At 44.8% G+C, this 19507-nt stretch carries 19 protein-coding genes; 17 read left to right on the top strand and 2 right to left on the bottom strand.

Annotation, left to right across the window (positions count from 1 at the left end):
- From ppdK to WJ238_RS10990, 5 genes are all read left to right on the top strand, one after another.
- A partial coding sequence (gene ppdK, locus WJ238_RS11010) for a pyruvate, phosphate dikinase (protein ID WP_337606945.1) occupies positions 1–1880 on the top strand: 1880 nt, incomplete at its 5' end.
- A gap of 164 nt (positions 1881–2044) precedes the next feature.
- Positions 2045–2959 carry an NAD(P)-dependent oxidoreductase gene (locus WJ238_RS11005; protein WP_337606943.1) on the top strand — a complete coding sequence of 305 codons (915 nt, stop codon included), beginning with the start codon at positions 2045–2047 and terminating at the stop codon, positions 2957–2959.
- Positions 2949–3941 (top strand): LacI family DNA-binding transcriptional regulator, encoded by a 993-nt coding sequence (locus WJ238_RS11000; RefSeq protein WP_316266403.1) that lies wholly within the window; start codon positions 2949–2951, stop codon positions 3939–3941. The genes WJ238_RS11005 and WJ238_RS11000 overlap by 11 nt, the downstream gene beginning before the upstream one ends.
- Before the next feature lie 163 nt (positions 3942–4104).
- Positions 4105–6018 (top strand): PTS sucrose transporter subunit IIABC, encoded by a 1914-nt coding sequence (locus tag WJ238_RS10995; RefSeq protein WP_337606942.1) that lies wholly within the window; start codon positions 4105–4107, stop codon positions 6016–6018.
- A 19-nt stretch (positions 6019–6037) separates the two neighbouring features.
- Positions 6038–7447, top strand: coding sequence for a glycoside hydrolase family 32 protein (locus tag WJ238_RS10990; protein WP_316266405.1), 1410 nt, complete (start codon positions 6038–6040; stop codon positions 7445–7447).
- On the opposite strand, the gene WJ238_RS10985 is transcribed toward WJ238_RS10990, so the two are convergent.
- Positions 7444–8013 (bottom strand): UTRA domain-containing protein, encoded by a 570-nt coding sequence (locus WJ238_RS10985; RefSeq protein ID WP_337606941.1) that lies wholly within the window; start codon positions 8011–8013, stop codon positions 7444–7446. The genes WJ238_RS10990 and WJ238_RS10985 overlap by 4 nt on opposite strands.
- On the opposite strand from WJ238_RS10985, the gene WJ238_RS10980 reads away from it, so the two are divergent.
- The 7 genes from WJ238_RS10980 to WJ238_RS10950 all read left to right on the top strand — a co-directional run bounded on the left by WJ238_RS10980 (position 7975) and on the right by WJ238_RS10950 (position 14102).
- Positions 7975–8442: an alpha-amylase family glycosyl hydrolase gene (locus WJ238_RS10980; RefSeq protein ID WP_316268346.1), complete on the top strand. Its 468-nt coding sequence runs from the start codon at positions 7975–7977 to the stop codon at positions 8440–8442. The genes WJ238_RS10985 and WJ238_RS10980 overlap by 39 nt on opposite strands.
- 17 nt (positions 8443–8459) lie before the next feature.
- Positions 8460–8717 (top strand): HPr family phosphocarrier protein, encoded by a 258-nt coding sequence (locus WJ238_RS10975; protein ID WP_230106769.1) that lies wholly within the window; start codon positions 8460–8462, stop codon positions 8715–8717.
- A gap of 12 nt (positions 8718–8729) precedes the next feature.
- Positions 8730–10361 (top strand): phosphoenolpyruvate--protein phosphotransferase, encoded by a 1632-nt coding sequence (ptsP, locus tag WJ238_RS10970; RefSeq protein ID WP_337606940.1) that lies wholly within the window; start codon positions 8730–8732, stop codon positions 10359–10361.
- A gap of 78 nt (positions 10362–10439) precedes the next feature.
- The gene (locus WJ238_RS10965) at positions 10440–11735 is read left to right on the top strand and encodes an L-cysteine desulfidase family protein (RefSeq protein ID WP_337606939.1); all 1296 of its coding nucleotides are present in this window, start codon (positions 10440–10442) and stop codon (positions 11733–11735) included.
- A 47-nt stretch (positions 11736–11782) separates the two neighbouring features.
- A complete protein-coding gene (locus WJ238_RS10960) occupies positions 11783–12169 on the top strand; it encodes a diacylglycerol kinase family protein (protein ID WP_230106766.1) in 387 nt (128 codons plus the stop codon).
- A 42-nt stretch (positions 12170–12211) separates the two neighbouring features.
- On the top strand, positions 12212–12526 hold the full coding sequence (locus tag WJ238_RS10955) for a phasin family protein (RefSeq protein WP_230106765.1): 315 nt from the start codon (positions 12212–12214) through the stop codon (positions 12524–12526).
- Complete coding sequence (locus WJ238_RS10950; RefSeq protein ID WP_230106764.1) at positions 12519–14102, top strand: ABC1 kinase family protein; 1584 nt, start codon at positions 12519–12521, stop codon at positions 14100–14102. The genes WJ238_RS10955 and WJ238_RS10950 overlap by 8 nt, the downstream gene beginning before the upstream one ends.
- Positions 14103–14136: 34 nt before the next feature.
- Here WJ238_RS10950 and WJ238_RS10945 read toward each other — a convergent pair whose 3' ends face one another.
- On the bottom strand, positions 14137–14748 hold the full coding sequence (locus tag WJ238_RS10945) for a TetR/AcrR family transcriptional regulator (protein ID WP_316266420.1): 612 nt from the start codon (positions 14746–14748) through the stop codon (positions 14137–14139).
- A gap of 213 nt (positions 14749–14961) precedes the next feature.
- Between WJ238_RS10945 and WJ238_RS10940 the strand changes: the two genes are divergently transcribed.
- From WJ238_RS10940 to WJ238_RS10920, 5 genes are read left to right on the top strand one after another with little or no spacing between them, the layout of a single operon-like run.
- A complete protein-coding gene (locus WJ238_RS10940; protein WP_316266422.1) occupies positions 14962–15297 on the top strand; it encodes an SCP2 sterol-binding domain-containing protein in 336 nt (111 codons plus the stop codon).
- Between the two features lie 34 nt (positions 15298–15331).
- Positions 15332–16276, top strand: a complete 945-nt coding sequence (locus WJ238_RS10935) for an alpha/beta hydrolase (protein ID WP_230106761.1) — start codon at positions 15332–15334, stop codon at positions 16274–16276.
- Positions 16276–17676 (top strand): condensation domain-containing protein, encoded by a 1401-nt coding sequence (locus tag WJ238_RS10930; protein ID WP_316266998.1) that lies wholly within the window; start codon positions 16276–16278, stop codon positions 17674–17676. Before WJ238_RS10935 ends, WJ238_RS10930 begins: the two co-directional genes overlap by 1 nt.
- A gap of 29 nt (positions 17677–17705) precedes the next feature.
- Positions 17706–17939: an acyl carrier protein gene (locus tag WJ238_RS10925; protein WP_230106760.1), complete on the top strand. Its 234-nt coding sequence runs from the start codon at positions 17706–17708 to the stop codon at positions 17937–17939.
- A gap of 17 nt (positions 17940–17956) precedes the next feature.
- Positions 17957–19480 (top strand): AMP-binding protein, encoded by a 1524-nt coding sequence (locus tag WJ238_RS10920; RefSeq protein WP_316266425.1) that lies wholly within the window; start codon positions 17957–17959, stop codon positions 19478–19480.
- Positions 19481–19507 lie beyond the last annotated feature (27 nt).

Genomic DNA, 19507 nt, shown 5'->3' with positions numbered 1-19507 from the left:
ACTGTGGTACAGGTGTTGCATTTACACGTGACCCTGCTACAGGAGAGAACGGACTCTTCGGTGAGTTCCTTACAAATGCACAGGGAGAGGACGTTGTTGCTGGTGTTCGTACTCCTATGCACATTTCCGAAATGGAAGAGAAATTCCCGGAAGCTTTCGCACAGTTCAAAGAAGTGTGCAAGACTCTGGAAACACACTACAGAGATATGCAGGATATGGAGTTTACTGTAGAGCATGGTAAACTGTATATGCTTCAGACACGTAACGGAAAGAGAACAGCAAAAGCTGCTCTGAAGATCGCTTGTGACCTTGTTGATGAGGGAATGAGATCAGAAGAAGAAGCAGTTGCTATGATCGATCCGAGAAACCTTGACTCTCTGCTTCATCCGCAGTTCGACGCTGCTGCTCTTAAGGCAGCTACACCGATGGCAAAAGCACTTGGAGCATCTCCGGGAGCTGCATGCGGTAAGATCGTATTTACAGCAGATGACGCTGTAGAATGGGCTGCAAGAGGAGAGAAAGTTGTACTTGTACGTCTTGAGACATCACCGGAAGATATCACAGGTATGAAATCTGCACAGGGTATCCTGACAGTTCGTGGTGGTATGACATCTCACGCTGCCGTTGTTGCACGTGGAATGGGTACATGCTGTGTATCTGGATGTGGAGACATCGTGATGGACGAAGCAAACAAGAAATTCACATTAAACGGAAAAGAATACCACGAAGGAGATGCAATTTCTCTGGACGGATCCACAGGAAATATCTATGACGGAATCATCCCTACAGTTGATGCTACAATCGCTGGAGAGTTCGGAAGAATCATGGGATGGGCTGACAAATACAGAACAATGAAAGTTCGTACAAATGCAGATACACCTGCAGACGCTAAGAAAGCACGCGAACTTGGAGCAGAAGGTATCGGACTTTGCCGTACAGAGCATATGTTCTTCGAAGGTAACAGAATCGATGCATTCCGTGAAATGATCTGCGCTGAGACAGTAGAAGAAAGAGAAGCTGCACTGGAGAAGATCCTTCCGGAACAGCAGGGAGACTTCGAGAAACTGTATGAGGCTCTGGAAGGAAACCCGGTAACGATCCGTTTCCTTGACCCACCGCTTCATGAGTTCGTTCCGACAGAGGAAGAAGACATCAAAAAACTGGCTGATGCACAGGGCAAGACAGTTGAGCAGATCAAAGCTGTTATCGACAGCCTGCATGAGTTCAACCCAATGATGGGACATCGTGGATGCCGTCTGGCAGTGACATATCCGGAAATCGCAAAGATGCAGACAAAAGCTGTTATCCGTGCAGCTATCAATGTGCAGAAAGCTCATCCGGAATGGAAAGTACAGCCGGAAATCATGATCCCGCTTGTTGGAGATATCAAAGAGCTGAAATATGTGAAGAAATTCGTTGTTGAGACAGCAGACGCTGAAATCACAGCAGCAGGAAGCGATCTGAAGTACGAAGTTGGTACAATGATCGAGATCCCAAGAGCTGCTCTGACAGCTGATGAGATCGCAAAAGAAGCTGACTTCTTCTGCTTCGGTACAAACGACCTGACACAGATGACATACGGCTTCTCACGTGATGACGCTGGAAAATTCCTGGATGCTTACTATGATGCTAAGATCTTCGAGAACGATCCATTTGCAAAACTGGATCAGGATGGCGTTGGCAAGCTGATGAAGATGGCAATCGACTTAGGAAAGCCAGTTAACGAAAAACTGCACGTAGGTATCTGTGGAGAGCACGGTGGAGATCCAAGCTCTGTAGAGTTCTGCCATAGCCTTGGACTTGACTATGTATCCTGCTCACCGTTCCGTGTACCGATCGCACGTCTGGCAGCAGCACAGGCAGCAATCGCACAGAAATAAAATAGGTGAAAACAGTTAGAGTTTCTATCTAAAATGATTATAAGCGTATCATTAGAAATAATGGTACGCTTATTTTTCTGCGGCAGACATCTTGAAGGCATATTGCCTCCATCTTCATTCGGTGTTATGATGGAAACAGATGCGAAATTCGGAGGAAGTCACATATGAAATTAAAGAAAATAACAGCAATTGAGCCGGTATCTCTCCTGGATGAAACGAAAAGAGAAGTAGAGAAATATTTTGAGGAGGCTGTCTTTTATGACACATTTCCTGAAAATGAGGAGGAGATCATAAAACGGATCGGTGATTCGGATGCAATCTTTGTGAGCTACCGGTACCCTATCGGAGAAGCAGTGCTGAAAGAGTGCAAAAATCTGAAATATATCGGTATGTGCTGCAGCCTTTATTCCAAGGCCAGTTCTAATGTAGATATCCGCTATGCGAGGGAGCAGGGAATCTGTGTGAAAGGAGTCCGTGATTACGGGGATCAGGGAGTAGCGGAATATGTGATCGGAGAAGTGATCCATATGCTTCAGGGAACAGGAGGACATCCGCCTTTTCTTGGCGTAGAATCGGAAGTTTCCGGGATCCGCGCAGGTATCCTGGGAATGGGGGCAAGCGCCCAGGCTGTTGCTGCCGCTCTGTCAGCTTTTGGCGCTGACGTCAGCTATTACAGCAGGACAAGGAAAAGAGAGCTGGAAGAGAGGCGCGGATACCATTATCTGGAACTGGATGAGCTTCTTGCTTCCTGCAATGTGATCTGCAGCTGCCTTAGCAAAAATGTGGTCCTTCTCCATGAAAGAGAAATGGATATTATGGGAGACAATACCATTCTTTTCAATACTGCCTTAAGCCCCTGTTTTGATGCAGAAGCCATGAAGAAGTGGCTGCAAAAAGAAAATACCTGGTATTTTTGCGATACACTGATGGGACTTGGGGAGGAGGAATTGCTGCAGTATGATCATGTTTCCTGTCTGAAAAAATCTTCGGGCATGACAAGTCAGGCTGTTGCAAGGCTGAATGAAAAAGTGCTTGTGAATCTGAAAGAGTTTTTGGAGGAAACCGGCTATGACCATTAAGGAAATTGCCCGTCTTGCCGGGGTATCAAGCGCAGCAGTGTCAAGATATCTCAATGGAGGATATGTCAGCGAGGAAAAGAAGGAAAAGATCCGTGAGATTATTGAAAAGACCGGATATAGGCCTTCTATCCAGGCAAGGAACCTTCGTACCAGACAGACGAGGCTTGTGGGAGTGGTGGTTCCGAAAATCAGTTCTGAAACCATCAGCAGAGTGACAGACGGCATTGGAAAGATACTGCAGGAAAAGGGATACCAGATGCTTCTTGCCACAACAGACAATAATCCGGAGAAAGAGCTGGAATATATGGAGCTGTTTGAAAATTATCCGGTAGACGGAGTGATCCTGATCGCGACTATCCTGACAAGAAAGCACAGAAAGCATATCCGTGAGACAAAAATACCTATTGTCGTTATCGGGCAGCACTTGGAAGGCGAGAACTGTGTCTATCACGACGATTACGGCGCAGCGAAAGAAATGGGAATATATGTAGGAAAATCCGGCAAGCAGAAGATTGCATATATTGGCGTAACAAGGGAGGACAAAGCGGTCGGAACAGGAAGAGAGGACGGTTTCCTATCCGGTCTTGCCAAATGTGGAATGAAAATGAAGGACGGACTTCGGAAGGAAGCAAAGTTTACCATGGAGTCCGGCTATGAAAAGGCCTTCGAACTACTTCGGGATAATAGTGATATCGATATCATATCGTGTGCTACGGATACTATAGCGGCCGGAGCGTTGGAAGCGATTCAGAAAGATTTTCCGGAAAGAAAAGGGAGTATACAGATTACAGGATTCGGTGACAACCAGTTTCTGAAAGCAGTAACAGGGGGAATCCCCACTGTCCATTTCGGATATAAGACAAGCGGGGTTAAAGGTGCGGAGCTTCTCATTGACATTATAGAAAACGGCCAGGATATTTCCGTGCAGATGAAGTTGGGATATGAGATAAAAAATCTGCAGAGTGAAAAAAAGAGAGAATAATTTTGATATACCGGATGTGAATGGAAAGTTGTAAATTTTCACAAAAAGAGAATAGAAAAATCAGTAAAAATGCCATCTTTACAAATGGCATTTTTTTATTTATGATAAATTCGAAAAATATGAAAACGATTACATATAAAGGAGTGAAAAGAGGGTTATGGCAATGGATTATCAAAAGACCGCACGGGAAATACTGGATCTTGTAGGCGGAAGTCAGAACATTGTCTCGGCGGCACACTGTGCGACGAGACTTAGGCTGGTTATTTCAGACAATTCGAAGGCAGACAGAGAAGCATTGGAAAACGTAGATGGAGTAAAAGGAGTCTTTGAGGCCTCGGGCCAGCTCCAGATCATCCTCGGAACAGGGACTGTCAATAAAGTATTTGATGAATTTGTAAGCCTGGGCGGTATCACTGCCAGTACAAAGGCAGAAGCCAAGGAAGCGGCGGCACAGAAACAGAATGTCTTTATGAGGGCGATCAAGCTTCTGGGGGATATTTTTGTTCCCATTATTCCGGCCATTGTTGCCAGCGGTTTTCTTATGGGAATCATGAATTCTCTGGATTTTATGAACAATAATGGCTTTTTGCATATTGGTACGTCCAGTTCTATTTATGTTTTTGCCAATCTTTTCAGCAACATTGCGTATTCTTTCCTGCAGATACTGATTGGATTTTCAGCGGCAAAGGCTTTCGGGGCAAATCCTTATCTGGGGGCAGTTATCGGTATGATCATGATCCATCCGAGCCTTCAGAATGCCTATACAGTAGCAGAGCAGGGAGTTCAGGTGACACAGTCTGTTTTCTTCGGACTGTATGATATTGATATGGTAGGTTATCAGGGACATGTCATCCCGGTAGTAATTGCAGTGTGGCTTATGTCTGTGCTGGAGAAGAAGCTGCATAAGGTTGTGCCGGAAGTTCTGGATCTTTTTGTAACCCCTCTTGTCAGTGTGTTTGTGACAGGATATCTTACTTTGGCAGCCATCGGCCCTGTATTTGTGTGGGCGGAAAATGCGGTTCTGGATGCGATCCAGTGGCTGCTTACTCTTCCGCTGGGTCTTGGAAGCCTTGTGATGGGAGCGCTGTATGCGCCTACAGTGGTGACAGGCATTCATCAGATGTATACAGCGATTGATCTTGGACAGCTTGCCCAGTATGGCGTGACCTACTGGCTGCCTCTTGCAAGCGCAGCAAATGTAGCACAGGGTGCGGCAGCGCTGGCAGTTGGGCTGAAGTCCAGAGATAAAAAAATAAAATCCCTTGCGCTTCCTTCTTCTTTAAGTGCATTTATGGGAATTACGGAACCGGCAATCTTCGGTGTGAATTTAAGGTTTTTTAAACCATTTATTGCAGGATGTATTGGCGGCGGATGCGGTGCTCTGTATGCGTCCATTGTACATCTGGGAGCAAAGGGAACCGGCGTGACAGGTATTTTCGGAGTCTTGCTCTGTCTGGAGCAGCCGATTCAATATATCATTGAAATGGCAATTGCAGTGGGTGTTGCATTCGTGATTTCTTTTATAATTTATAAAGATACAAAGCCGGCGGGACAACTGACGGAGAAATCGATAGAGAAATCAGTGGAGCCAAGCAGCGCAGCTATAGAGAAAAGGGAAACGGAAGAGTCCCTTTTCAGTCCTGTACAAGGTGAGATGATTCCTCTTTCCCAGGTATCCGATGAGACATTTGCAGCGGAAATTCTGGGAGCAACAGCAGCGATCATTCCGGAGGACGGTAAAATTACAGCGCCCTGCGACGGGGAGATTTCCAGCATTTATGATACCGGACACGCTGTCTGCCTTACTACAAAAGCCGGAGGAGAGCTTTTGATCCATATTGGGATTGATACGGTGAAAATGGAAGGAAAAGGTTTTGTAAAGAAAGTATCAGATGGAGATCAGGTACAGGCAGGAGATGTACTGATCGAGGCGGATTTAGATGAGATCCGCAAAGCGGGCTATGAAACGGTCACAATGATGATCCTGACAAATGCCGATGATTTTGCCGCTGTAACAAAGGCGGATCCGGCGCAGGTAGGGCATGAGAGTGTTGTAATGACAATAAAAAAAGAATAGGCGGCAGGAGAAGATCAATATGAATGCGTTGACCAGAGATTTAAAACATATGACAGATATGGTGGAACAAACGGCGGATCCGGGGAGCCGTTTCCGGCAGAAACTGCACTTGATGCCTCCGGTAGGATGGTTGAATGATCCCAATGGGCTGTGTCAGTTTCAGGGGATTTACCATGCGTTTTTTCAATATTCGCCTTTTGATGTCAACGGCGGAGTGAAAATGTGGGGGCATGCAGTAAGCAAAGATATGATCCGGTGGGAGTATAAAGATACAGCTCTTTATCCTGATCAGCCCTTTGACTGCCATGGCGTGTACTCAGGCTGTGCGCTCATTGACGAAGGGAAGATGTATCTTTATTATACCGGAAATGTAAAGCTGGAAGATAAAGAATATGATTACATTTTAGAGGGAAGGGAAGGCAACACTATTCTTGCAGAGAGCAGAGATGGCCTGAACTTCGGTCCGAAAAAGCTTTTGATGAGAAACGGGGACTATCCTTCGGATTTAAGCTGCCATGTACGGGATCCGAAAGTGTGGAAAGAAAAAGGCCGCTATTATATGGTTCAGGGAGTCAGAACGAAAGATAATGCGGGACAGGTACAGATTTTTGAATCCGACGACAGGATAAACTGGAAACCTAAGAAACGGATTTCTACATCAAGCCCCTTTGGGTATATGTGGGAATGTCCCGATTACTTTACTGTAGATGGACAGAATATTTTATCCGCATCTGTACAGGGGCTGACAGGCGGTATCTGGGAAGAGAGAAATGTTTATCAGTCCGGCTATTTTTTCGTAGAAGGGGACATTATGACAGACAGTTATCTGTCAGAGTATCAGTTGTGGGATTACGGATTTGATTTTTATGCGCCTCAAAGCTTTCAGGCAGAAGACGGACGTATTATTTTGCTGGCGTGGATGGGAATGCCGGACTGTGAAGAATATGGAAATATCTCCACGATTCGGGAGGGATGGCAGCATTGTTTTACTTTCCCAAGAGAATTGTACAAAAAAGACGGTAAAATCTGTCAAAGGCCGGTTCGGGAACTGGAACAGTGGAAAAAAGCGGAAAGAGAAGAGAGGGACTACCTTTCGGCAGAAGGTGCGAAAGTGTATGACATTCGTGTTTCCGGGATAAAAGCCAATCGTTTCCGGGCGGTTTTAGGAGAGGAACTTCTATTGGAATATAAAGAAGGATATTTCAGGATGGAATTTGAAAACCGGGATAAAGAAGGAACATCGGGAGGACGCGGCGTACGGCGGTCAGAAGTAGCGGTCCTCCGTCAGGTAGAAATACTGGCGGATGTTTCTTCGGTAGAAGTTTTCATCAACGACGGAGAACTGGTATTTTCTACAAGATATTATCCCCGGCATTATTCTATGGAAATCTGTTGTAAAGGCGCCAGTATCATAGAGACCGTTTTTTAAAAATCTGATCTGACAAGAGGAGACTTACGTATAGCATTATCCTGAAAACTGAAGTAATCCGGACGGTGGCGGGACTGTGTAAATTCAAACATCACGCCGTCGCCGTTGTAGGTGCGGCTGGTGATGACTGCCATGCAGTTGTAGTCATTGGCATCCAGCTCCAGATATTTCTCGTCGATCTGTGTGATCTTCTCGACGGTCATGATCCTCTGACTGTTTACGATGGTCATGTGCAGAACGTTTTCCAAATATTCATAGATGGAATCCTCGGCAATCTCGGGAGTCAGTCCTTCAGCTGCACTTTTAAGAAAATAGTTGTGATTCAGGATCAGCGGCTTTTCATCCAGATAATGGAGCCTTTGCAGATAGTAAAGCTCGCTTCCTTTCTCAAATCCGGTACGGAGAGAAATTTTCTCATCGGCGATCAGTTCCATAAACTGTAAAACTCTTGTCCTGCCTTTTTTATGATTGCGCTGTGATGATTCTTTAAAAGATTCAATCCCGCCGATGGTAAAGGCAGCCTGAGGTTGTCGAAAGAGAATGCCTATCAGATCCTTCAGATCCATTCCAGGGACAACAGCAGGACGCCTATGCAGTGGAGTGATGGAATAAACGGAGGATTTACAGAAGGGAATCCATGGATTCAGGTTAATGAAAACACCTGTTTTATCAACGCTGAAACGGAGCTTCAGGATCCGGATTCTGTGTTTATATTTTATAAAAAGCTGATTCGGCTTCGTAAAGAGTATGATATTATTGCATACGGAGAGTTTGAGCCAAAAGCAGAAAAACACCTTTCTATTTTTGCTTATAAGCGATATTATAAAGGAAAAGAGCTTCTGGTAATCAACAATTTTTACGGAAATCACGTCCGCTGGGATGCAGGAGAGGATTTGGAGCTGTATGAATGTCTGCTTGGCAACTATGAGAAGCAGGATATAAATGGAACAGAAGTAATTTTGAAACCATATGAGACAATGATTTTATATAAGTAAGAGAGGAGAAGATAACTATGAAAACATTTCAGTACACTATTCAGGATGAACTTGGTATTCACGCAAGACCGGCAGGACTTCTTGTAAAAGAAGCTAAGAAATTCCAGTCTGTCATTACGCTGGAAGGAAACGGAAAGAAAGCGGAAGCAGGAAAGCTTCTGGCTATTATGGGAATGGGCTTAAAACAGGGAGCAGAGATTACCATTACTGCAGAGGGAGCGGATGAAGACGCCGCCATCGCTGCAATGGAAGAGTTTATGAAAGCAAATTTATAAAAGAGGTGCGCCATGAAAATTTATCAGGGGAAATCGATTCTTAAAGGAATTACTATAGGTAAAATCCTCTATTACTCCAAAGAAGAACAGATGGTGCAAAGGAGGAGCATTATTGATACGGAAGCAGAATGGAAACGCTATGAAGAGGCGAAAGGCCAGGCATCCGATCAGTTGAATGCCCTTTATGAAAAAGCACTGAAAGAAGTGGGAGAGACAGGCGCCGCTATTTTCGAAGTACATGGAATGATGCTGGAGGATGACGATTTTAATGATTCCATTAAAAATATGATCGAAGCTCAGAAGGTCAACGCAGAATATGCGGTCGCTTCCACGGGAGATAATTTTTCGCTGATGTTTTCACAGATGGATGATGAATATTTCCAGGCAAGATCTGCCGATATCAAGGATATTGCAGAGCGTGTCGTAAGAATCCTTCAGGGAAAAAATGCAGATGGAGATCTTGGAGATGTGCCGGTGATCCTGGCGGCAAAGGATTTGGCGCCCAGCGAGACTGTTCAGATGGACAAATCCAAACTGCTTGGATTTGTGACAGAGCTTGGTTCTTCTAATTCCCATACGGCTATTCTGGCACGTACAATGAATATTCCCGCCTTGATCGGTATTCCGGTCAGTGAAGAAATGAATGGGAAGATGGCAGTGATTGACGGGGTAAAGGGTGAATTGATCGTAGAGCCTGACGAGGAACTCCTTGCTTCTTATCAGGAGAAGAAAAGAGAGGAAGAACGGCAAAGAGAACTGCTTCTTCAGCTGAAGGGTAAAGAAGACGTCACCCTGGATGGAAAGAAAATCCGGCTTTACGCCAATATCGGCAGTGTGGGCGATGTGGCAAGAGTGCTTGCCAACGATGCGGACGGCATAGGGCTTTTTCGGAGTGAATTTTTGTATCTGGAAAAAGATACTTTCCCGACAGAAGAAGAACAGTTCCAGGCATACCGCACGGTGGCAGAGACCATGGCAGGCAAGAAGGTGATCATCCGTACGCTGGATATCGGGGCCGATAAACAGGCAGATTATTTTAATCTGGATCATGAAGAAAATCCGGCAATGGGATATCGGGCGATCCGCATCTGTCTTGACCGCCCGGAGATTTTTAAGACACAGCTCCGCGCGCTGCTTCGTGCCAGCGCATATGGAAACATTGGCATCATGTATCCCATGATCATCTCTGTAAATGAAGTGCTCCAGGCAAAGAAATATGTGGAAGAGATCAAGGCAGAGCTGGATGAAAAGGGCATTCCATACGGGGATGTGGAACAGGGCGTTATGATTGAAACGCCGGCGGCGGTTATGATCAGCGCACAGCTTGCCAGGGAAGTGGATTTCTTCAGTCTTGGAACAAATGATCTGACCCAGTATACTCTGGCGATTGACCGTCAGAATGCAAAGCTGGATAACATTTATGATTCTCATCATCCGGCAGTCTTGGAAATGATTCGTATGACAGTGGAAAACGGTCATAAAGAAAACTGCTGGGTAGGCATCTGCGGGGAACTCGGCGCGGATACAACTTTGACAGAAACATTCCTGAAAATGGGCGTGGACGAATTGTCGGTATCACCGGGAAGCGTGCTGCCGATCCGGGAGATTATCAGAAAGACGAAAATAGGGGACGGAGGTTTTTAAAAACTTCCGTCCCTTATTTGTGTCCTTGATTCCGGGGAGCATTCTATTGTATGATGAGAGAAAAGGAGGAGATTCATTATGCATGAACTTTCACAGATGATAAAGGATGATATGAAGCCGGCGCTTGGGGTAACAGAGCCGGGAGCGCTTGCTTTTGCGGTGGCGAAAGCAAAAAGCTATACAAAGGGGACAGTAGAGAAGGTTACAGTATCCATGAACAGCGGAATGTACAAGAACGCCTTCACATGCGGGATCCCCGGAACAACTGAAGTGGGGAGTGCCTTTGCGGCCGCTCTTGGAGCAGTGGCTGCCGACCCGGATAAGGGACTGGAATCTCTGGCGGATGTAAAGGATGCAGATGTACAGGAAGCAAGAAAAATGCTGGAAGAAGGAAAGATAACAGCCAGACTGGAGGGGATTACGAGCCGGATTTTTATTAAAGCGGAGGTGGAAACAGCAGAAGATGCAGCATGTGTGACGATTCGGGACTCTCACACCAACATTACAGAAATTACTGTAAATGGAAAGGAAGTCTTTGGAACGGAGCCGAAGGACAGTTACCCGGTACAGGAAGAAGAGGAGACAGTACACCCGATTCATCGCTATACATTAAAGGAGCTTTATGAATATGCTGATTCCGTGCCGATTGAGGAGATTTCCTTTATAGAAGAAGCATATCAGACAAATCTGGCGCTGTTCCATGAAGGGCTGGAAAGTCCAAGAACTACATTTGCCCGTCGGCTTCTTAACATGAACGATGGAAAAGAAATTTCCAAAGATGAGCAGGCGACGGCTTCGCTTTTGTGCAATGCGGCGATTGAGGCAAGAGTAATAGGTCTGGATAAGCCCGCTATGAGTATTACCGGGTCAGGCGCCCACGGAATTATTGCGACAATGCCTTTATATGGAGCATATAAGGTAAACGGATATACGAAAGAACAGCTCTTGAGGGCAACGGCTCTTAGCTATCTTGTCTGTATGTATATTAAGGAATACTCGGGAAAATTGTCCGCATTCTGCGGCTGTGCCATTGCAGCAGGATCAGGCATGGCATGCGCTCTCGTATATTTAAGGGGAGGTACAGTGGAAATGATGGCCCATACCCTAAACAATATGGCCAGCAGTATTACAGGAATGATCTGTGACGGGGGAAATCAGGGGTGTACGATGAAGGGAATCGCAGCAGTAGATGCGGCATATAAATCCGTAGATTTTGCAATGCATGGAATCTATATTGACGATGTACACGGAATTAACGGAAAAACACCGGAGGAGACAATGCGAAATATGGGGCTGATCGCTTCGCCTGGCATGACAGGAACAGAAAAGACAATTGTGGAGATATTTGAAGGCAAACGAAGATTTTTCTCTTAAAATCTGCTATAATGATTATACAATTTGTTTCCGGGAGGAAAAACTATATGGAAAAGCCCAAAAAGGATCCCATTTACAAAAGTTTTGGTTATGCATTTGAGGGAATATTTGCAGTCATAAAAAAAGAGAGAAATATGAAGATTCACTGCTGCATGATGATCCTGGTTATTGCAGCCGGTATTTTTTTTCAGATTTCCGTGATAAAATGGTGCCTGTGTTTTAGTTTGTTTGGGCTCATCATGGCGCTGGAAATGGTGAATACAGCAGTGGAAGCAGTGGTAGATCTTGTGACGGAGGAGAGAAGACCGCTGGCAAAGCTGGCAAAGGATGCTGCCGCCGGGGCAGTCCTGATCGCCTCTATTATGGCTGCAGTGGCGGGAGTTATGATCTTTGTTCCGGAATTTTTGCGGTTTGCGGATCAGATTTTCATATAGGAAACCGGAATATATCAGATTGGGTAGAAAGGAGACTGGACAATGGAAAATTTTGGAGATGGCATGAAAAAGATACTGCTGGCAGGGATTGGAGCAGTGGCAGTAACGACAGAAAAGTCAAAAGAAGTGCTGGATGAAATGGTAAAAAAAGGGGAATTGACTGTAGAGCAGGGAAAAGCCCTTAATGAAGAATTGAAGCATAATATCAAAAAAACGATGAAAGATAAGGTCAATGTCTCTGTCAAGGCTTCCTCTCCGGAGGAGTTGGACGAGCTGTTGGATAAAATGACGCCGGAGCAGATACAGGCTTTGAAGGACCGTATTCTTGCAAAAGAGGCTGAGGAATCCGATGAGTAAAAAAGAATCCGGAGAATATAAAAGCCGGCTTCGGGAAATGGTGGATATCCTTCGAAAGTATGAGATCACCAGAGGGCTGACTCCGGAAAAATTAAGGCTGATCCTGGAAGATCTGGGACCGACTTATATCAAGATCGGACAGATCATGTCCATGCATTCTGATATTCTTCCAAAAAAATACTGCGATGAGCTGATGAAATTAAGATCAGATGTAAAACCGATGCCTTTTTCAGAAGTTTCTGATGTGATAGAAGATTCTTATGGCTGTGCCTGGGGGACTATTTTTAAGGAAATCAGTGAAAAGCCTCTCGGTTCTGCCTCTATCGCACAGGTGCACCGGGCTGTATTAAAGGACGGATCTCCCGTTGTGATTAAAGTGCAGCGAAGGGGAATTTATGAGATGATGGCCCGGGACATTGCGTTGCTTAGAAAAGCGGCAAAGCTGATTCCGTCTGCCACTATCAAGGGCATGGTGGATATTGACATGGTTTTAAATGAGCTTTGGGATGTGACCCGTGAGGAAATGAACTTTCTTACAGAAGCGGCCAACATGGAAGAGTTTGCCAAGAAAAATGAAGGAATTTCCTTTGTGGGGACTCCCGTTCTTTACCAGGAATATACGACCCTTCATGTCCTTGTTATGGAATATATTGATGGATTTGAGGTTGATGATAAGACAGCGCTTCTGGAGAACGGCTATGATCTGAAAGAGATTGGAAGTAAACTTGCAGATAATTATATGAAGCAGATCATTGAGGACGGCTTTTTTCATGCGGATCCCCATCCCGGTAACTTAAGAATCCGTGACGGCAAGATCATATGGATTGACATGGGGATGATGGGACGGCTTACAGAGAGAGACAGGGAGCAGATTGCAAAGGCTGTGCGCGGTGTGGCTGCAAATGACATTGGAATGATTCAGGATGCAGTTATGATTCTGGGCGAGTTCAAGGAACCGCCGGATCCCAGCCGTCTGTATGAGGATATCAACAACCTTTTATCCAAATATGGAAGAGTGGATATGGGGAATATTGATGTCGCTGCCATCACTATGGATCTCATGGATGTCATGAAGGAAAATGGAATTATTATGCCTCATGGTCTTACGATGCTTGCAAGAGGTCTGACACATATGGAAGGGGTGCTGGCAGAAATTTCACCGGAGATCAATATGGTTGAGATTGCTGCCGGAAGGATCAAGGAAAGTCTGCTGAAAAATTTTGATTGGAAGAAGGAGCTGAAAAGCAGCGGAAAAAGTTTTTACCGGGCTTTTCACAGAGCGCTTGATATTCCGACCCTTGTAGCCGATGCCGTACAGGGATATCTGAAGGGTCAGACGCGCGTTAATCTGGATCTCCATGCTTCCACAGAACTTTCACGGCTTCTAAGAAGAATGGTGCAGAATATTGTAATGGGACTGTGGGTAATGGCGCTTCTTATCAGTTCCAGTATTATCTGTACAACAGATATGAAGCCGAAGATATGGGGAATCCCGGCACTGGGAGCGCTGGGATATCTTATCGCTTTTGGAATTGTTATGTATGTATTTATCAAACATCTTTTTTCAAAAAAATAAAGCTGAGACAGTTTATAAACACTGTCTCGGCTTTTTATATTGTCATTAAAAAATTTAAGGATCCGGTCGGATTTTCTGTCCCTTTTTCAAGAAGAGAGACAAGGCCGGCAATGGTATCTTCTATTTCCTCACGTGTAGATGGAATCAGTGTGTTATCCAATTTTACGGTCAAAACAATCAAGACAATTTCGGCCAGGGCTTCCGAATGGTCGAAATGGATTTCTCCTCTCTCAATTCCCTGACGTATGATCGCTGCCAGCTCCGGCTTTAGTTCGGAAATCAGATGATTTAAATATTTTTGATGCAGAAAGGCCTTTTCCTGAGCGCCGGATGCAGTCGTTCCTTCGGATTTCAAAAATTCAGAAGAAGAATTGCGGCATGCCTGGAAGATCATTGCCATGCGTGTAAAGGGGGAAATATCCGGCTGGCTTGTAAGACTGCGGGCAGTTTGTATGGGCTTTTCGTAATTTCTTTGGATCAGTGCATCCAGGATCGCATTTTTGGACGGAAAGTAATAGTAGATACTGCCTTTCCCGATACCGGCAGTCTGCGCAATTTCGCTGACGGATATTGTCTGTATGCTGCGGTCTTCCAGAAGAGTCTGAAGTGCATCCAAAATTTTTTCGTATTTTGCCTGATTGGCCATCTGCCTCGCCTTTTCCTTTCTGCTGCTGTCATTTTGATTTACAGCTTAGTATAGCACAGATATATGAGAAAAGCCAATGAAAATCCTTACAAAAATGACGGAAAATCTCCACGGTATTTTAGCGTAATCACTATTGACCGATAGTCGAAAAGATGGTATTTTAACAGCATAAAATATACGACCGACGGTCGAAAAAAAGGAGGAAAATGTAGAATGACTTATGCAGATATGTTTGCAGAGGTAAAAGGAATGTTCATGGAGGCGGATGTAAGCGATATAACCGAGCACCTGGCCTATCAGTTTAATATTACAGGGGAGGCAGAAGGAATTTTTTATGTGGAAGTAAAAGAAGGGAAATTGTATGTAGAGCCTTATGAATATTTTGACAGGGATGCCATGTTTATCTGTACAGCAGAGACTTTGATGAAGATAGCAGCCGGGAAGCAGGATCCGATCCTGGCGGTAACCCTTGGAAAACTGAAAGTAGAAGGAAATATAGAGAAAGCTTTAAAACTGAAACAGTTTATTGACAGCAGGAAAAAGAAATAGAAAAAGGTAAAACAGGAAAAGGATCGGTGAAGAAATGAAACGAGTGATCAAAACAGCGGCAGCAGCGCTTCTTAGCCTGACATCTGCCGGAATAGGAGGAACCGCCTATTTCTACCGACGCACTATGAAGAGGTCAGAGGCAAAGACCGAGCGTACGATCAAGATGTCAGGCACGGACTGGCATCAGTATGAACCTTTTATGAAAGCGAGAAAAAAGTGGATGCTGTCTCAGCCGCACAAAGATGTATATATAAAATCTAAAGACGGTTTAAAGCTCCATGGGACTTACTTTAAAGGAGAAGAAGGAAATAAGGCAGTAATCTGTTTCCACGGATATACGAGCCAGGGAATGAGCGACTATATCGGACTTTCAAAATACTATCTGGAAAAAGGATTTCGCATGCTTCTGGCAGATGAACGCGCCCATGGGCAGAGTGAAGGGGAATACATAGGATTTGGATGTGCGGATCGGTGGGATGCGCTGGAATGGATCCGGTGGATGATAGACGAGGCAGGGGAAGAGGTACAGATCCTTCTTCATGGTACATCCATGGGAGGAGCGACTGTCTTGATGACGGCAGGGCTTGAGCTTCCTGAACAGGTAAAGGGAATCGTATCCGACTGCGCCTTTACTTCACCGAAATATGTATTTACTCATGTGCTGAAAACGATGTACCATCTTCCTGCTTTTCCCATGATCCCCATTGCAGACCGGGTAAACAAACGCCGGGCAGGATACGGCCTGGACGAATGCAATGCAGCCCGGGAAGTAAGAAAGGCCAAAGTTCCGGCTCTTTTGATCCATGGAGAGAAGGACAGATTTGTCCCCTGCTCTATGTGTGAAGAGATTTATGAGAATTACGGGGCTCTAAAATCAAAGTTGATCGTGCCGGGAGCCGGACATGCAGAAAGCTATTATAAAGAGAGAGAAATGTATGAAGAAGCCCTCAATGCATTTATAGGAGGAATTATAAAATGATGAGAAAACGAAAAGGATATCCGGTATATCCGCTGACTGCCGCACAGAAATTTCATTTCTTTTATCAGGAAAAATGCCCGAAAAAGGAAGTTCTGAATATCGGAACCAGTCTGACTATTGAAACAGATATTGACTGGGATGTGCTGCGACAGGCTATTTATAAGGCTTATGAGCGGAGTGAAGGAATGCGGGTACGTTTTGCAAAAGATAAAGACGGGAGCATTTATCAGTACATTGTGGATCAAGAAGAAAGGGAAATAGAATTTGTAGATTTTTCCGGACGAACCATGGAAGAAGCAGAAGAAGAGATGAAGTCCTGGACCAAGGTACCCTTCAGACTTCAAGATTCTCCCATGAACCGGATTGTTATGATCCGCATGCCGGATGGCTATAACGGTATATATCTTCTCGGAGATCATAGGACATTGGACGCCCAGTCTTTGATCGCTTTTCTGAAAGATATTATTGAGCTGTACTGCAACGCTAAATATGAGGGGGTTCCGTATCCTAAGGACATGGCTTCCTATGTGGAGCAGATTCAAAGAGATCTTGCCTATGAGGCGGGAAGCAGAGCGCAGCAAAAAGACAGGGAATTCTTTGAGAAGATGATTGAAGAGTCAGAGCCTATATACAACGGGCTTAGAGGACCGGAAAAACTTGAAGAGGCCAGAAAAAACTATAATGATCCCACATTAAGGGCAGCTTTTAATACGTCAGATTCCGTAGATTCCGCCATTGATATTTTCCATCTGGAGGAAGAACCGACCAGGAGACTTATGGCATTCTGCGAAGAGAACCATGTCTCTTTGGCTTGTCTGCTCATGATGGGACTTCGGACTTATTTTCAGAAAATGAATGGAAATGACGATGTGTCCATCAATATGGCAATTGCAAGAAGAGCAACGCTGAAAGAAAAAAAGTCGGGAGGTACGAGGATCCATTCTTTTCCGTTCCGGACCATCATATCTGGGGAGAAGAGCTTTCTGGAGGGGATTTATGAGATCCGGGATAAACAAAATGAATATTTCCGCCATGCAAATTATGATCCGGTTGAATATTTTGCGCATCGGGCAATGGTATATCCTCATGAACCGGGCCTTACTTATGAGCCGATGTCGCTGACCTATCAGCCTATGACACTGAAAGAAAAGGGGCTAGAGCAGCTGGGGGATATTAAATATAAGACAAAATGGTATCCCAACGGAGCCACAACGCAGGCGATGTATCTGACGGTCATGCACAGACCGGAAGATAACGGACTGGATTTTAATTTTGAACATCAGGTGAAAGCAGTATCAAGAGAAGACCTGGAATACCTGTACTATTATCTCTGCAAGATCATGTTCAAAGGTGTGGAAAATCCAAATCTTAAGATTGGAGAAATTATTAAGTTGATTTAGTCATAAATTTATGAAAAGAGGAAAAGGAAATGTTTGAAAAACTGACAGAAATTATTTGTGAATATGTGGAAGTGGAACAGGAAAATATACATCCGGACTCCCGTTTTATAGAAGATCTTGGATTCACGTCTTTTGATTTTATGAGTATGCTGGGCGAACTTGAGGAAGAATTTGATGTGGAGATCGAGCAGACGGAGGCAGCTGATATCCGCACTGTACAGGAAGCGGCAGACTATCTGGAGAAGCTGACAGCAGAAAAGTAAGGGAAGGGATCAGGAAAATGATTTGTACTACAATTCGTGAGATATTGACACGTACAGAAGAAAAATATGGTTCAGAGGATGCAGTGAGGTATAAAGCCGGGAAAAATGAAATTGTGTCCAGGACATATACTCAGCTGAAAGAGGACAGTGAAGCATTTTCACGTACCCTTGAAAGCCTGGGACAAAAGGGGAACCATGTGGCTGTGATCGGAAAGACATCTTATGAATGGCTGACTGCCTACTTTGGAACTGTAAACAGCGGAAGTGTAGCGGTGCCGCTGGATGTCTCGCTTCCGGCAGACGAAGTCTGTGAATTAATAAATCGCGCAGATGTTACGGTGCTGGTGGCGGACGACTGCCGCAGAGATGTGCAGGAAATGGCGGAGAAAGTCTGTCCGAAATTGAAGGATATTATTTCCATGCAAAAGGAACAAGTCGGAAGAAGAGAAAGCGATAAGGTTCTGTCCTTTTCAGGTCTTTTGGAAGAAAACAGGGGCAGTTTCCAGGAAATGCCGGATCCGGATCAGCTCTGTACCATCATGTTTACGTCCGGAACGACGGGAAAGAGCAAAGGCGTCATGCTGACACACAGAAACATGGCAGAAAACGCTACCTGCCTGGATATGAAGATTCCGGAGAAAACGGTGCTTTTATCTGTCCTTCCCATCCATCACGCTTATTGTCTGAGTATGGATATCCTAAAGGGAATGTCTCTGGGAGCGGTGGTATGCATCAACGACTCCCTTATGAGAGTTGCCAAAAATATCAAGCTGTTTCAGCCGGAAATGATTTTAATGGTTCCGCTTATGATTGAAACACTGGCAAGGAAGCTGGAGGATGCATCCCTGATCCCGCCGGCTATTGTGAAGGCAAAAGTATTTGGAAAGCAGCTTCACACAATCTGCAGCGGAGGCGCTTATCTGAATCCGGATTATATTGATCTTTTTAAACGCTATGGGATCACAATTCTGCAAGGATACGGAATGACGGAATGTGCGCCGGTTATCAGTAATAATGTAAGCTGGAACATGAAAAAAGAAAGCGTAGGACAGCTTCTTCCGAATTGCAGGGCAAAGACTGTGGACGGCGAACTTTGGGTAAAAGGAAGCAGCGTCATGCAGGGATATTATAAGATGCCGGATGAAACGAAGGAAACACTGTCAGATGGCTGGCTGAAGACAGGGGATCTGGGGTATGTGGATGAAGAGGGTTTTGTATTCCTGACAGGAAGAAAGAAAAATCTGATCATTACAAAAAACGGGGAAAACGTATCGCCGGAAGAGTTGGAAAATAAATTGGGTGAAAGCCGTCTCGTACAGGAAGTTCTGGTGAGAGAATGTGATGGAGTGATTGAAGCGGAAATATTTCCGAGCGAAGAATATGTGAAAAAGAAACATATAAAAGATATAAAATCAGCACTTCAGAAACTAATTGATGACTATAATCAAAGTGCGCCTTTGCATAAAAGGATATATAGATTAAAGGTACGAGAGCAAGAGTTTGAAAAAACCACCTCCCGCAAAATAAAAAGACAGCAGTAAAAAAATACTTTCCAATCTGAATATCTG

Origin of the sequence: Claveliimonas sp., from assembly GCF_037273965.1 — a bacterium.
GTDB classification, from domain to species: Bacteria; Bacillota; Clostridia; order Lachnospirales; family Lachnospiraceae; genus Claveliimonas; species Claveliimonas bilis.
This window is presented reverse-complemented; position numbering and strand designations above follow the sequence as displayed.

What these genes read in the sequence shown, in the direction of transcription:
- WJ238_RS11005 (WP_337606943.1), top strand. Translation starts at nt 2,045, where the DNA reads ATGAAATTAAAGAAAATAACAGCAATTGAGCCGGTATCTCTCCTGGAT.
- WJ238_RS11000 (WP_316266403.1), top strand. Translation starts at nt 2,949, where the DNA reads ATGACCATTAAGGAAATTGCCCGTCTTGCCGGGGTATCAAGCGCAGCA.
- WJ238_RS10995 (WP_337606942.1), top strand. Translation starts at nt 4,105, where the DNA reads ATGGATTATCAAAAGACCGCACGGGAAATACTGGATCTTGTAGGCGGA.
- WJ238_RS10990 (WP_316266405.1), top strand. Translation starts at nt 6,038, where the DNA reads ATGAATGCGTTGACCAGAGATTTAAAACATATGACAGATATGGTGGAA.
- WJ238_RS10985 (WP_337606941.1), bottom strand. Translation starts at nt 8,013, where the DNA reads ATGGATCTGAAGGATCTGATAGGCATTCTCTTTCGACAACCTCAGGCT.
- WJ238_RS10975 (WP_230106769.1), top strand. Translation starts at nt 8,460, where the DNA reads ATGAAAACATTTCAGTACACTATTCAGGATGAACTTGGTATTCACGCA.
- ptsP (WP_337606940.1), top strand. Translation starts at nt 8,730, where the DNA reads ATGAAAATTTATCAGGGGAAATCGATTCTTAAAGGAATTACTATAGGT.
- WJ238_RS10965 (WP_337606939.1), top strand. Translation starts at nt 10,440, where the DNA reads ATGCATGAACTTTCACAGATGATAAAGGATGATATGAAGCCGGCGCTT.
- WJ238_RS10960 (WP_230106766.1), top strand. Translation starts at nt 11,783, where the DNA reads ATGGAAAAGCCCAAAAAGGATCCCATTTACAAAAGTTTTGGTTATGCA.
- WJ238_RS10955 (WP_230106765.1), top strand. Translation starts at nt 12,212, where the DNA reads ATGGAAAATTTTGGAGATGGCATGAAAAAGATACTGCTGGCAGGGATT.
- WJ238_RS10950 (WP_230106764.1), top strand. Translation starts at nt 12,519, where the DNA reads ATGAGTAAAAAAGAATCCGGAGAATATAAAAGCCGGCTTCGGGAAATG.
- WJ238_RS10945 (WP_316266420.1), bottom strand. Translation starts at nt 14,748, where the DNA reads ATGGCCAATCAGGCAAAATACGAAAAAATTTTGGATGCACTTCAGACT.
- WJ238_RS10940 (WP_316266422.1), top strand. Translation starts at nt 14,962, where the DNA reads ATGACTTATGCAGATATGTTTGCAGAGGTAAAAGGAATGTTCATGGAG.
- WJ238_RS10935 (WP_230106761.1), top strand. Translation starts at nt 15,332, where the DNA reads ATGAAACGAGTGATCAAAACAGCGGCAGCAGCGCTTCTTAGCCTGACA.
- WJ238_RS10930 (WP_316266998.1), top strand. Translation starts at nt 16,276, where the DNA reads ATGAGAAAACGAAAAGGATATCCGGTATATCCGCTGACTGCCGCACAG.
- WJ238_RS10925 (WP_230106760.1), top strand. Translation starts at nt 17,706, where the DNA reads ATGTTTGAAAAACTGACAGAAATTATTTGTGAATATGTGGAAGTGGAA.
- WJ238_RS10920 (WP_316266425.1), top strand. Translation starts at nt 17,957, where the DNA reads ATGATTTGTACTACAATTCGTGAGATATTGACACGTACAGAAGAAAAA.